Here is a 13,447-nt window from a genome sequence, read left to right on the forward strand (position 1 = left end):
CATCCTTGCGCCCCGCCACCCGGAGTCACAACGGCCGCGCCGATCCAACCCCCCAAAAGTTGGCGCGGCCGCAACCGGACCGTGATGTAAGACCATGATCATCGCTCTGACCGGCGCAAATGTCCCGGATTGCGCGGGATAACAGGTCGGCAACGACCCCCGCCTTAGGCTGTTCGGGTGCCCCTGGAAACCACCGCGGAGAAGCCCGTCCCGGTGCGGACCGTCGCCCACCTGATCGGTCAGTGGATCGCCCGGCTGGGGCGGGTCTGGGTCGAGGGCCAGGTGACGCAGGTGACCCGCCGCCCCGGCGCGTCGACGATCTTCGTCACTCTCCGCGACCCCATCGCGGACGTCAGCCTCCAGGTCACCTGCTCCCGGGCGCTGTTCGACGACGTCGTCCCGCCGGTCGAGGACGGCTCGCGGATCGTCGTCTTCGGCCGGCCGAGCTTCTACGTCCCGCGCGGATCGGTGTCGTTCGCGGCCGAGGCGATCCGCACCGTCGGGCTCGGCGAGCTGCTGGCCCGGTTGGAGCACCTGCGCCGCGTCCTGGCCGCCGAGGGGCTGTTCGACGCCCGCCGCAAGCGGCCGCTGCCGTTCCTGCCGCACCGCGTGGGCCTGATCTGCGGGCGGGCGAGCGCCGCCGAGCGGGACGTCCTGACCAACGCGCGGCGCCGGTGGCCGGCCGTGGAGTTCGACGTCCGTGAGGTCGCCGTCCAGGGCCCGTACGCGGTGTCGGAGATCCTCGACGCGCTTGCGTCCCTCGACGCCGACCCCGAGATCGAGGTCATCGTGCTCGCGCGCGGGGGCGGGTCCGTCGAGGACCTGCTGCCGTTCTCGGACGAGACGCTCGTGCGCGCGGTCGCGTCCGCCCGGACCCCGGTGGTCAGCGCGATCGGGCACGAGCAGGACAACCCGCTGGTCGACTTCGTCGCCGACGTCCGCGCCTCGACGCCGACCGACGCCGCCAAGCTCGTCGTCCCCGACGTCGCGGAGCAGCAGGCGCTGATCGACGGCCTCGCCCGCCGGGCCCGCCGCGCGGTCGAGTCGCGGCTGACCCGGGAGGAGGCGGTCCTCGCGGGGCTGTGCAGCCGCCCGGTGCTCGCCGACCCCGCCGCGGGGCTGCGCCGGCACGCCCAGCAGGTCGACGACCTCCGCGACCGGGCCCGCCGCTGCCTGCGCCACCTGCTCGACCGGGCGACCGACGACCTGCAGCACCGCCAGGAGCGTGTGCGGGCCCTGTCTCCCGCCGCGACGTTGGAGCGCGGGTACGCGATCGTCCAGCGCGCGGACGGCAGTGTGCTGCGCGATCCGGCCGAGGCCACCGCGGGTGAGGCGCTGGCGCTGCGCCTGGCCGGGGGCACGCTCGTCGCGACCGCCGCAGCCGAGGGTTCCGCCGCTCACTAGGGTTCTTGTCATGGCGGCCAAGAAGGATCCTGCTTCGGAACCTGGGTACGAACTCGGTGCCGAACCGGGGTACGAAGCAGCCCGGGACGCCCTCACCGAGATCGTCGCCAGGCTCGAAGCGGGAAATCTGACGCTCGAGGAGTCCCTGGCGCTGTGGGAGCGCGGCGAGAAGTTGGCCGCGGTCTGCCGGGACCGCCTCGACGGGGCGCGCGCCCGACTCGACGCCGCGATTGCGAAGACTGCCGAGGAGGACCAGCGATGACCGAGTCCGACATCCCCGCCGACCTGCGGGTCAGCACGGAGGCCCCCGACCGGAACCTCGCCCTGGAGCTCGTCCGGGTGACCGAGGCGGCCGCGATGGCCGCCGGCCGGTGGGTCGGCCGCGGCGACAAGAACGGCGCGGACGGCGTGGCCGTGAACGCGATGCGCCAGCTCATCGGCACCGTGTCGATGAACGGCGTCGTGGTCATCGGCGAGGGCGAGAAGGACGAGGCGCCCATGCTGTTCAACGGCGAGAAGGTCGGGGACGGCTCGGGTCCGGAGTGCGACGTCGCCGTCGACCCGATCGACGGCACCCGCCTGACCGCGATGGGCATGAACAACGCGCTCTCGGTCCTCGCCGTCGCCGAGCGCGGGACCATGTACGACCCGTCCGCGGTGTTCTACATGGACAAGCTCGTCACCGGTCCCGAGGCCGCGGACCTGGTCGACATCCGCCTTCCGGTCGCGCAGAACATCCGCCTGGTCGCGAAGGCGAAGAACTCCGACGTCCACGACGTCACGGTCGTCCTGCTCGACCGCGAGCGGCACCAGAAGCTGGCCGCCGAGATCCGCGAGACCGGCGCCCGCATCAAGTTCCTCACCGACGGCGACGTCGCCGGCGCGATCATGGCGGCCACCGAGGGCACCGGCGTCGACCTGCTGATGGGCGTCGGCGGCACCCCGGAGGGGATCATCGCGGCCTGCGCGATCAAGTGCATCGGCGGCATGATCCAGGGCCGGCTGTGGCCGACCGACGACGACGAGCGGGCGAAGGCGATCGACGCCGGCCTCGACCTCGACGCGGTGCTCACGACCGACGACCTGGTCCGGGGCGACAACTGCTTCTTCGTCGCGACCGGCATCACCGACGGCGAGCTGCTCCGCGGCGTCCGGTACCGCGCGGGCTCGGCGATGACGCATTCGCTGGTCATGCGCTCGAAGTCCGGGACGATCCGGAAGATCGAGAGCACCCACCTGCTGGCGAAGCTGCGGAACTACTCGCTGGTCGACTTCGACTAGCTCCGTCGCCTGGGCCCAGTCCCGGCACAGCCGATTTCTGCGCAGGTCGGGCGCACTTTTATCCTGGCGGGGCTGCCCACCGCCTGGAGATCTTCATGCCTGAGTTCGTGTACTCCGACCTGCTGCCGATCGGCGCCGACCCGACGGAGTACCGGCTCCTCAGCACGGAGGGCGTCGAGGTCGTCGACCTCGGCGGGACGGAATTCCTGCGGGTCGCGCCGGAGGCGCTGCAGCTGCTGACCGCGGAGGCGATGCACGACATCGCGCACTACCTGCGCCCGGCCCACCTGGCGCAGCTGCGGCGGATTCTCGACGACCCCGAGGCCTCGGGCAACGACAAGTTCGTCGCCCGCGACCTGCTGAAGAACGCGAACATCGCCTCCGCCGGTGTCCTGCCGATGTGCCAGGACACCGGCACCGCGATCGTCATGGGCAAGCGCGGGGAGCGGATACTCACCGGCGGGGGCGACGGCGAGGCGATCTCCCGCGGCGTGTACGACGCGTACACCAAGCTCAACCTGCGCTACTCCCAGCTCGCGCCGCTGACGCTGTGGGAGGAGAAGAACACCGGCTCCAACCTGCCGGCGCAGATCGAGCTCTACGCGGACGACGACCCGGCGCACGGCCAGCAGTACAAGTTCCTGTTCATGGCCAAGGGCGGTGGCTCGGCGAACAAGAGCTACCTGTACCAGGAGACCAAGGCCGTCCTGAACGAGAAATCCATGCTCACGTTCCTGGACGAGAAGATCCGCTCGCTCGGGACCGCGGCCTGCCCGCCGTACCACCTCGCGATCGTCATCGGCGGCACCAGCGCGGAGTTCGCGCTGAAGACGGCGAAGTACGCCTCCGCCAAGTACCTCGACACGCTCCCGACGTCGGGCTCGATGGGCGCGCACGGGTTCCGCGACGTCGAGTTCGAGGAGAAGGTCCTCGAACTGACCCGCGCCACCGGCATCGGCGCCCAGTTCGGCGGCAAGTACTTCTGCCACGACGTCCGCGTGATCCGGCTCCCCCGCCACGGGGCGTCGTGCCCGGTCGCGATCGCGGTCTCGTGCTCGGCCGACCGCCAGGCGCTCGGCAAGATCACCCCGTCGGGCATCTACCTCGAGCAACTCGAGCGCGACCCGGCCCGCTTCCTTCCCGACGTGACGGAGGAGCAGCTGGACTCCGCCGGCGTCGATGGTGGAGTCGTGAAGATCGACCTGAACCGGCCGATGGCCGAGATCCTCGCCGAGCTGACGAAGTACCCGGTGAAGACGCGACTCTCGCTGACCGGCTCGTTGGTCGTGGCGCGCGACATCGCGCACGCCAAGATCAAGGAGCGCCTCGACGCGGGCGAGCCGATGCCCGACTACCTGCGCGACAACGCGGTCTACTACGCCGGCCCGGCGAAGACCCCCGAGGGCTACGCGACCGGTTCGTTCGGCCCGACGACCGCGGGGCGCATGGACTCCTACGTCGACCAGTTCCAGGCCGCCGGCGGCTCCATGATCATGCTGGCCAAGGGCAACCGCTCGAAGCAGGTCACCGAGGCCTGCGCCAAGCACGGCGGGTTCTACCTCGGCTCGATCGGCGGCCCCGCCGCCCGTCTCGCCCAGGACTGCATCCGCAAGGTCGAGGTCCTCGAATACCCCGAGCTCGGCATGGAAGCGGTCTGGCGCATCGAGATCGAGGACTTCCCCGCGTTCATCGTCGTCGACGACAAGGGCAACGACTTCTTCGCCCCCGCCGACACCGCGGTCCCGATCTCCCTCGGCGTCCGCGGCTGACGCCTCCCCCCTGTGACGGGTGGGGCGTCACGTGTTCTCGACGGCGACGAGATCGGGGCCGCGGACGCAAAAACCTTGTCCCCGTCCCGTGCAAACACGGCGAACACCGGAAATCTTGCGGTCGAGAGACCGGATCGGTGACGGTAGTGTTGTGTTCCGACCGGCGCACCACCGTTGTCGCCGGTTTCTGCCGACGTGGTCCTGGCGTGAACTCACCCGGGGTGATCGTCCGGCAACTGAGTCCGCGACTCAGGAGTGCAACCGCGGACCCGGCTCCGAAACAAGCGGCGCCGTCTCCTAGCCTGACGCACGATCCCGCCGCCTGTGATGACGCAGGGCGCGGCGGCGTGAGCCGACAGCTTTCGAGAGGGCTGAACATCCGGTGGCTAACACGGTGGCAGATGTCGAGGCGGCGCTGGACGCGGCCGGCCTCAAGAACCAGCACGTTCGTGAGTATGTGAAGTACTGGGCGGAGCACACCGGCGCGGAGCGCGTCGAGGTCGTCTCCGCCGCCGACGACGCGCGCCTGATCTCCGAGGCCCTCGAAGCGGGCGAGCTGCTGCCCGCGGGTGAGGGCCTTTACTACTCCCGCAGCTACTTCAAGGACACGGCGCGCTCCGAGGAGCGCACGATCGTCGCCACCAACAACCCCGCCGACGCCGGCACGTACAACAACTGGCGTCCCGCCGCCGAGATGACCGCGCTCCAGAAGGAGAACATGCGCGGTGCCATGGCCGGCAAGACGATGTACGTCATCCCCTACCTGATGTCGCAGCCGGCCTCGCCGCTCGAGCGCTTCGCCGCCGGCGTGCAGGTCACCGACAACCGCCCCGTCGTGCTGCACATGATCCGCATGGCGCGCGTCGGCGTGGAGTACATCGAGAACCTGCAGGACCCGAACAGCTTCGTCCGCGCCGTCCACGTCACCGGCGACCTGCCGAACCTCGGCCAGGGCACCCCGGACGACAAGCGCTACTTCGTCACCGTCGCCGACGAGCGGACGATCCTGCACTTCGGCTCGTCCTACGGCGGCAACGCCCTGCTCGGCAAGATCGCCCACGGTCTGCGTCAGGCCGCCTACGACGGCTGGGCGTCGGGTCAGTTCCTCTCCGAGCAGTTCATGCTCATCGGCATCACCGACAAGCAGACCGGCCGCAAGTACCACATCTGCGGTGGCTTCCCGTCGGCGTCGGGCAAGACCAACCTCGCGATGATGCTGGCGCCGGACGACCTCGGCGACCGCTACCACGTCGAGTTCTACGGCGACGACATCGCGTGGCTGTGGGTCGGCGAGGACGGCAAGCTCTACGCGATGAACCCGGAGTTCGGTGTCTTCGGCGTCGCCAAGGACACGAACGAGACGACCAACCCGACCGCGCTGGGCTCGATCCAGCCGGGCAGCGGCGCGATCTTCACCAACGTCGCCTACAACCCGCAGACCCAGGAGGTCTGGTGGGAGGGCCGCACCAAGAACCCGCCGTCCCCGGTCGACGGCTGGCTGGACTGGAAGGGCAACCCGATCGCGGACCGCGAGCCGGGCAACACCGAGCCGTGGGCGCACCCGAACAGCCGGTTCACCACGACGCTGTCGAAGGTCCCGAACATCGCCTCGGACTTCGAGGAGCCCCAGGGCGTCCCGATCGACGCGATCATCTTCGGTGGCCGCACCCGTGACCGCGAGCCGCTGATCCGCGCGATCACCGACCTCGCCGAGGGCGTCTACGACGGCCTGACGCTGGGCGCCGAGGCCACCTTCGCCGCCGAGGGCGTCGACGGTCAGCTCCGCTACGACCCGATGTCGATGCGTCCGTTCATGTCGTACCCGGAGGCGGCCTACGCCGCGCACTGGCTGAAGATCGTCGGCGCCGCGAAGGACAAGCCGATCTTCGCCCACGTGAACTGGTTCCAGCGTGGCGAGGACGGCCGCTTCCTGTGGCCGGGCTACCGCGACAACCTCCGTCCGCTCCTGTGGCTCATGCAGCTCAAGAACGGCGAGGTCTCCGGCGTCGAGACCCCGGTCGGCATCCTGCCGAAGAAGGACGAGCTCGACCTCACCGGCGTCCAGGTCACCCCCGAGGACCTCGACCGGATCCTCTCCATCGACGTCGCCCGTTGGCGTCAGGAGATGGGCTTCCGCGAAGACCACCTCAAGCAGTTCGACGGGCTCCCCGAGGAGATCTGGGAGGCCCACCGCCGCGTCGCCGCCGCCCTCGACGCCGCGGAGTAACGACAAGCAACCTTGCGTCCGAAGATGTGGCTGCTATTGCAGCCACATCTTCGGACGTCGGCGTTAAGCAGCCCCGCGCCAGCCACCCCGGCGGAGCGCCGCCTCCAGCTGGTCGAAGTAAGGCTCGGGGTCGACGCGGAGCGCCACGTTCGGGATCTCGATGACGACGTGGCCGTCGAGGCGTCGCTCGTTCTGCTTCAGCGCGTCCCGCAGCATCTGCTCGGGTTCGAGGTGCTGCGACCCGTTGATCTCCGCGGTGACGCCGTACTGCTCCCAGACCGTGTCGTAGACCCACGTGCCGCTCGGGGTCTGCCGGCGCAGCTGTCGCGTCGGCGGCGGGAGCCCCCGGCGGCGGCAGAGCCGGGCGAAGTCCCGCTCCCCGAGAGCCTCGATGCCGCCGGCCAGTTCGGCGTACAGCTGCCGGATCAGGCCACGTCGCCGGTCCCGGCGGATCTTCTCGACCTCGACCCCGAATTCCTCGAGCGTGAACAACCGCTGCTGCGCGGACGCGAGGACGAACAGCGCGGCCTGCCGGGAGGTCCGCGCCCACAGTGCGGCGTGGACTGCGGCGGTCGCGGGCTGCATCCGCGGGATGCCGTCGTCGACGACGGACGACGCCTCGTAGCGGCGCGTCTCGTGCACCACCACCCCGCGGCACCGTCGTGGCCGCGAGGACTTCGGCACGGCGACGTGGATGGCGTCCGCGGTGATCGTCTTCAGCCCGGCCACCTGCAGCGCCGTGACCCCGTCGAGGACGGCCAGCGGTGACACCTCGAACAGCGCCCGCCACAGCACGGCGACCGCCGGATCACCGTCGGCCACGCGCACGGTCTGCTTCCCCCACCGGCGCCATCGGCCGGCCCGGACCTCCGCACGCAGATCCCACCGCTCCACGCCCATCCCGTAGAGCTGGGTCAGGCTGAGCACCCCCGCCTGTGGCTTCGCGGCGGCGGCAATGCGTCGGCGGCGCGCCTGCCGGCGTCGGGCCGCGGTGATCTCCCCCATGGCGGCACATCGTCGTCGACATCGGCTTTCGCTGCCGCCACCCCTGTGGACAACCCGCAACGTCCGAAGAAGTGGCTGCAATAGCGACCACTTCTTCGGACGCAAGGGGGGAAGGATGGGGGCATGGCGACGACGGCGAGCAACGGGGACAGCGGGTTCCGGGTCGAGCACGACTCGATGGGGGAAGTGCGGGTGCCGGCGGGGGCGAAGTACGCCGCCCAGACGCAGCGGGCGGTGGAGAACTTCCCGATCTCCGGGGAGCGGCTGGAGCGGCGGCACATCCGGGCGCTCGGGCTGATCAAGGCCGCGGCGGCGACGGTGAACGCCGAGCTCGGGGTGATCCCGGTTTCGATGGCGGAGGCCATCGCGTCGGTGGCGACGGAGGTGGCCGACGGACAGTGGGACGACCACTTCCCCGTCGACGTGTTCCAGACCGGGTCCGGGACGTCGTCGAACATGAACACCAACGAAGTCATCGCGACGCTCGCGACCGAGCGCCTCGGCGACAAGGTCCACCCCAACGATCACGTCAACGCGAGCCAGTCGAGCAACGACGTGTTCCCGTCCTCGATCCACGTCGCCGCGACCGACGCCGTGACGCACGACCTCATCCCGGCCCTCGAGCACCTCGCGACCGCGCTGGAACGCAAGCGCGACGAATGGCGCGAGGTCGTGAAGTCCGGTCGCACGCACCTCATGGACGCGACGCCTGTGACGCTGGGTCAGGAATTCGGCGGGTACGCGGCGCAGGTGCGCTACGGCATCGAGCGGCTGTCGGCGACGCTCCCGCGAGTCGCGGAGCTCCCGCTCGGGGGGACTGCGGTCGGCACCGGCATCAACACCCCGCCCGGGTTCTCGGCAAAGGTGATCGCCGAACTCGCGCGGACCACCGGGCTCCCCCTCACCGAGGCTCGCGACCACTTCGAGGCCCAGGGGGCACGGGACGGGCTCGTCGAGCTCTCCGGCCAGCTACGCACCATCGCGGTCGGGCTCTACAAGATCTCCACCGACATCCGGTGGATGGGCTCGGGCCCGCGCACCGGCCTCGCCGAGATCCACCTCCCCGACCTGCAGCCGGGCAGCTCGATCATGCCGGGCAAGGTGAACCCGGTCGTGCCCGAGGCGCTCGCGATGGTCTGCGCCCAGGTGATCGGGAACGACGCGGCCGTCGCGTTCGGCGGCGCGGCCGGCAACTTCGAGCTCAACGTCATGCTGCCGATGCTCGCACGCAACACGCTCAACTCGATCCGGCTGCTCACCAACGTCAGCCGCCTGTTCGCGGACCGCTGCGTCGACGGCATCGAGGCCGACGTCGAGCGCTGCCGCGAGTTCGCCGAGTCGTCCCCGTCCGTCGCGACCCCGCTGAACTCCCACCTCGGCTACGAGGAGGTCGCGAGCATCGTCAAGCAGTCCGTGAAGGAACGACGGACGATCCGGGACGTCGTCGAGGCCCGCGGCCACGTCGAGTCGGGCCGCATCAGCAGCGCGGACCTCGACGCCGCTCTCGACGTCATGCGAATGACGCACCCCTGACGTCCGAAGAAGTGGCTGCTATTGCAGCCACTTCTTCGGACGCAAGCGGGAGATCAGGCCGCGTCGAGCGGCGTCTCCAGCATCTCGGTGACGAGCGCCGCGATCGGGGAACGCTCGGACCGGGTGAGCGTGACGTGCGCGAAGAGCGGGTGACCCTTCAGCGTCTCGACCACCGCGACGACGCCGTCGTGGCGACCGACGCGGAGGTTGTCGCGCTGGGCGACGTCGTGGGTGAGCACGACGCGGGAGCCGGCGCCGATTCGCGAAAGGACCGTCAGAAGGACGTTCCGCTCGAGGGATTGGGCCTCGTCGACGATGACGAACGCGTCGTGGAGGGACCGGCCGCGGATGTGTGTGAGCGGCAGAACCTCGAGCATCCCGCGAGCCATCACTTCCTCGACGACCTCGGGCGCGACCAGCGCGCCGAGGGTGTCGAACACGGCCTGCGCCCAGGGGCCCATCTTCTCGGCCTCGGTGCCCGGGAGGTACCCGAGCTCCTGGCCACCGACCGCGTACAGCGGCCGGAAGATGACGACCTTGCGGTGCAGGCGACGCTCCATCACGGCCTCGAGACCCGCGCACAACGCGAGCGCCGACTTACCGGTACCGGCGCGACCGCCGATCGAGACGATGCCGATCTCGTTGTCCAGCAACAGATCCAGCGCGATGCGCTGCTCGGCGGAACGTCCGCGCAGACCGAACGCGTCCTTGTCACCCTTGATCAGCCGGACGCTCTTGTCGGGCAGCACCCGCCCGAGTGCGGACCCGCGGTCCGAGAGCAGCACCAGGCCCGTGTGGCAGGGCAGGTCCTGCGCGTCCTCCACCACCGCGCTCTCGCCGGCGTACATCGCGTCGAGCGTCGCGGCCGGCACCTCGATCTCGGCGAGGCCGGTCCAGCCCGCCTCGACGGGCAGGTCGGCGTGGTACTCCTCCGCCATCAGCCCGACGGCGGACGCCTTGACCCGCATCGGCAGGTCCTTGGAGACCAGCGTGACCTCGCGACTCTCCGCCGCGAGATTGCGCGCCACGGCGAGGATCCGGGTGTCGTTGTCGCCGAGCTGGAAGCCCGCCGGCAGCACCGAGACGTCGCTGTGGTTGAGCTCGACGATCAACGTGCCGCCCTCGTCGTTCACCGGCAGCGGTGAGTCGAGGCGGCCGTGCTCCATGCGGAGCTCGTCGAGGATGCGCAGTGCCGTACGTGCGAAGTATCCGAGTTCGGGGTGGTGCCGCTTCCCTTCCAGTTCGGTGATGACCACGATCGGGATGACGACCTCGTGCTCAGCGAACCGGGTCATCGCCCGGGGGTCGGAGAGCAGAACGCTGGTGTCCAGGACATAGGTGCGACGAGCAGTCCTGGGCGGGCGACGACGAGAGACGTTGGCCACGGGGCGCTCCGAACGCGAGCGGGATACCGCCGCTGCGCGGGGACTGGCATCGAGCCGGCACCGCGAGTCCGAGGGCCCGGTACCGGCCCTCTCTTCCGAGAGCACAGCACCCAGCAGAAGCATCCGGGGCCGGTGTGACCGGCTGCCCGTGTCTTTCGCTGCGATCGTGCAACGAGGACCCTTCCGGCCGGACGGCAGGGTGCCGTCCGATGTTCTTCACGGTAGGACCGCGACCTGTGTGTCACGTGGAAGAACACGCGATCCGGCTCCGGATGTGGATGAACGGGCCGTTACGAAATCCCCCGAAAGGACTAGTCATCGCCGCTTTCGGACACCCGGCGAGGTGGATCAGTCACCCACCGAAGCGGCGATCCCGGCGGGCGTAGTCCCGCAGCGCACGGAGGAAGTCGACGCGGCGGAAGTCCGGCCAGTACGCGTCGCAGAAGTGGAACTCCGAGTGCGCGCTCTGCCAGAGCAGGAACCCGGACAGCCGCTGCTCCCCCGACGTGCGGATGACCAGGTCCGGGTCCGGCTGACCGCGCGTGTAGAGGTGCTCGGCGATGTGCTCGACGTCGATGACCTCGGCGAGCTCCTCGATCGAGGTCCCCTGCGCGGCGTGCGCGTGCAGCAGTGAGCGGACGGCGTCGGCGATCTCACGCCGGCCCCCGTACCCGATGGCGACGTTGACCAGCAGGCCGTCCCGGTCGCCGGTCGCGTCCGCGGCCGACTTCAGGACGCGCGCGGTCTCCGGCGGGAGCAGGTCCACGGCGCCGACCGGGTGCACGCGCCAGCCGCCCTCGACCAGCTCGTTGACGGTGTTCTCGATGATCCGCAGCAGCGGGTGCAGCTCGGCCTCGGGCCGGCTCAGGTTGTCCGTCGAGAGCAGCCACAGCGTGACGACCTCGACGCCCGCGTCCGCGGACCAGCGCAGCAACTCGTGGATCTTGTCCGCGCCGGCCTGGTGCCCCTCCTCGGGACGTCCGCCGGCGGCCTTGGCCCAGCGCCGGTTGCCGTCGAGGATGACGCCGACGTGCCGGGGCGCCTTGGCGGTCGACAACCGCCCGGTCAGTCGGCGTTCGTAGGCCCGGTAGAGCACGCTCTTCACCCGTGCGCGCACCCGACTCCCGGCCACATCGGTCACCCTACAGACGTGCCCTAGCCTGGCGACCGTGAACGAGGTCTTCGACCGCATGGAAGCCGCGGTCAAGCCACGGCTCCGCGGCTGGCTCCACCTGGGCACGTTCCCGGTCTCGGTGATCGCCGGCATCGTGCTCGTCTCGATCCCGCAGGAGCCCCGCGCGCGCCTGGCCTCGGCAATCTTCGCCGTCACGGCCTCGTTGCTGTTCGGCATCAGCGCGCTCTACCACCGCGGCACCTGGGGGCCGCGCACGACGGAGATCCTCAAACGGATCGACCACGCGAACATCTTCCTGATCATCGCGGCGTCGTACACGCCGTTCGCGCTGCTCCTGCTCGACGACCGCACCGGCACGATCATGCTCGCGATCGTCTGGACCGGGGCGGCGCTCGGCGTGATCCTGCGCTCGATCTGGATCCACTCCGCGCGCTGGCTCTCCGCCCCGGCCTACCTGATCCTCGGGTGGACCGCGGCGTTCTTCGTGCCCCAGCTCGTCGAGGGCGGCGTCGCGACCTTCGTGCTGCTGATCGTCGGCGGCGTCCTGTACTCCATCGGCGGCGTCATCTACGGGCTCAAGCGCCCGAACCCGTCACCGCGCTGGTTCGGCTTCCACGAGGTGTTCCACTCGTTCACCGTCGTGGCCTGGATCGTGCACTACGTCGCGGTGTCGATCGTCGCGTACAGCTACGGCTGACGCGACGACCGACCCGCGACGGGACGAGCAGTGCGGCCGGTCAGCCGAGCAGACCGCCCAGGTCCAGGTTGAGGCCGAGCGCCGTGGACGTGTCCGCGACCAGCCGGTCGACGGTGCCCAGGGTGTAGTCGAGCTCGGCACCGAGGTCGAGCGAGCTCGGGTCGGCGAGGGCCTCCGCGACCGTGTCGGTGGTGTGGTCGACGTACGTGGGCACGACCGGCGCCACCAGGCTGTCCGACAGGACGACCGCGACGGTCGAGTCGACCGTCTCGCCGACGTTGTGGACCAGGCCCTGCAGGCCGATGACAAGGTCGCCGCCGACCGGCAGGTTCGTGGTGTCGGCGACGTCGGCGAGCAGGCCGTTGACCAGGTCGGTCGTGGCGTCGCTGCTGCTGTCCGCCGTCGCGGTCAGCGCGGTCGGGCCCTCGGTCGTGCCGACGGTGACGACGTCGGTCAGGTCGCCCGTCACGCCGTCGAGGCCGAGCGAGGAGTCGAGCAGCTCGGTCAGGTTCGACAGCAGCGAGTCGCTGCCGACGACGGCGATGCCGGCCAGGGCCGACAGCCGGGCGGGCAGCTCGTCGGTGACGCCGAGCGTGGACGTGATGCCCGCCACGACGTCGCTGACCGGGTCGAGCACCGGGCTCAGGACCGGGCCCAGCGCCGCGGTCACGCCGGTGACCTGGTCGAGCGTGACGTCCAGCGTGTGGTCGAGGTGCTCACCCAGACCGGTCAGGACACCACCCACGGTGCCGGGCAGACCCCCGAGCACGTTGCTCAGGGTGCCGTCCAGGCTGCCCAGGTCCAGGACCCCACCGAGGTCCAGTCCGTCCCCGAGACCGCCCCCGAGGACACCGCCCAGGACGTTGACGACGACGCCGTCGCCGTCGCCGTCGCCGAGGACGTCGGGCAGGCCGCCCAGCAGACCGTCCAGATCCGGAACGGCGGAATCAGCAAGAAAGGTGGCCTCGTCGGCCTTGTCCACGACAAGAGTGTCGGACATCGGAAACTCCC

General features: G+C 70.3%; 11 protein-coding genes. 7 read left to right on the forward strand and 4 right to left on the reverse strand.

The genetic code is table 11. The annotated features are described in order from the left end of the window. Nucleotides 1-177 precede the first annotated feature (177 nt). The 5 genes from xseA to SPOPO_RS0100550 all read left to right on the forward strand — a co-directional run bounded on the left by xseA (nt 178) and on the right by SPOPO_RS0100550 (nt 6,681). On the forward strand, nt 178-1,404 hold the full coding sequence (xseA, locus tag SPOPO_RS0100530) for an exodeoxyribonuclease VII large subunit (RefSeq protein WP_019872834.1): 1,227 nt from the start codon (nt 178-180) through the stop codon (nt 1,402-1,404). Between the two features lie 10 nt (nt 1,405-1,414). Continuing rightward, nucleotides 1,415-1,666, forward strand: coding sequence for an exodeoxyribonuclease VII small subunit (locus SPOPO_RS0100535; protein WP_019872835.1), 252 nt, complete (start codon nt 1,415-1,417; stop codon nt 1,664-1,666). Next, nucleotides 1,663-2,685 carry a class II fructose-bisphosphatase gene (gene glpX, locus SPOPO_RS0100540; protein WP_019872836.1) on the forward strand — a complete coding sequence of 341 codons (1,023 nt, stop codon included), beginning with the start codon at nt 1,663-1,665 and terminating at the stop codon, nt 2,683-2,685. The genes SPOPO_RS0100535 and glpX overlap by 4 nt, the downstream gene beginning before the upstream one ends. Nucleotides 2,686-2,780: 95 nt before the next feature. After that, nucleotides 2,781-4,454, forward strand: a complete 1,674-nt coding sequence (locus SPOPO_RS0100545) for a fumarate hydratase (protein WP_019872837.1) — start codon at nt 2,781-2,783, stop codon at nt 4,452-4,454. 394 nt (nt 4,455-4,848) lie between these two features. Next, nucleotides 4,849-6,681 (forward strand): phosphoenolpyruvate carboxykinase (GTP), encoded by a 1,833-nt coding sequence (locus SPOPO_RS0100550; protein ID WP_019872838.1) that lies wholly within the window; start codon nt 4,849-4,851, stop codon nt 6,679-6,681. A gap of 63 nt (nt 6,682-6,744) precedes the next feature. On the opposite strand, the gene SPOPO_RS26630 is transcribed toward SPOPO_RS0100550, so the two are convergent. Further along, nucleotides 6,745-7,686: a PDDEXK family nuclease gene (locus SPOPO_RS26630; protein ID WP_019872839.1), complete on the reverse strand. Its 942-nt coding sequence runs from the start codon at nt 7,684-7,686 to the stop codon at nt 6,745-6,747. A gap of 123 nt (nt 7,687-7,809) precedes the next feature. On the opposite strand from SPOPO_RS26630, the gene SPOPO_RS0100560 reads away from it, so the two are divergent. Continuing rightward, the gene (locus tag SPOPO_RS0100560) at nt 7,810-9,219 is read left to right on the forward strand and encodes a class II fumarate hydratase (RefSeq protein ID WP_019872840.1); all 1,410 of its coding nucleotides are present in this window, start codon (nt 7,810-7,812) and stop codon (nt 9,217-9,219) included. Between the two features lie 53 nt (nt 9,220-9,272). On the opposite strand, the gene phoH2 is transcribed toward SPOPO_RS0100560, so the two are convergent. Then, nucleotides 9,273-10,604, reverse strand: coding sequence for an RNA 5'-3' helicase PhoH2 (gene phoH2 / locus SPOPO_RS0100565; RefSeq protein ID WP_051098250.1), 1,332 nt, complete (start codon nt 10,602-10,604; stop codon nt 9,273-9,275). Nucleotides 10,605-10,956: 352 nt separating this feature from the next. Continuing rightward, on the reverse strand, nt 10,957-11,709 hold the full coding sequence (locus tag SPOPO_RS0100570; protein ID WP_019872842.1) for an isoprenyl transferase: 753 nt from the start codon (nt 11,707-11,709) through the stop codon (nt 10,957-10,959). A gap of 85 nt (nt 11,710-11,794) precedes the next feature. Between SPOPO_RS0100570 and trhA the strand changes: the two genes are divergently transcribed. Then, complete coding sequence (trhA, locus tag SPOPO_RS0100575) at nt 11,795-12,436, forward strand: PAQR family membrane homeostasis protein TrhA (RefSeq protein WP_033385260.1); 642 nt, start codon at nt 11,795-11,797, stop codon at nt 12,434-12,436. Between the two features lie 40 nt (nt 12,437-12,476). On the opposite strand, the gene SPOPO_RS0100580 is transcribed toward trhA, so the two are convergent. Further along, the gene (locus SPOPO_RS0100580; protein WP_019872844.1) at nt 12,477-13,436 is read right to left on the reverse strand and encodes a hypothetical protein; all 960 of its coding nucleotides are present in this window, start codon (nt 13,434-13,436) and stop codon (nt 12,477-12,479) included. Nucleotides 13,437-13,447 lie beyond the last annotated feature (11 nt).

It is taken from the genome of Sporichthya polymorpha DSM 43042 (assembly GCF_000384115.1).
GTDB classification, from domain to species: Bacteria; Actinomycetota; Actinomycetes; order Sporichthyales; family Sporichthyaceae; genus Sporichthya; species Sporichthya polymorpha.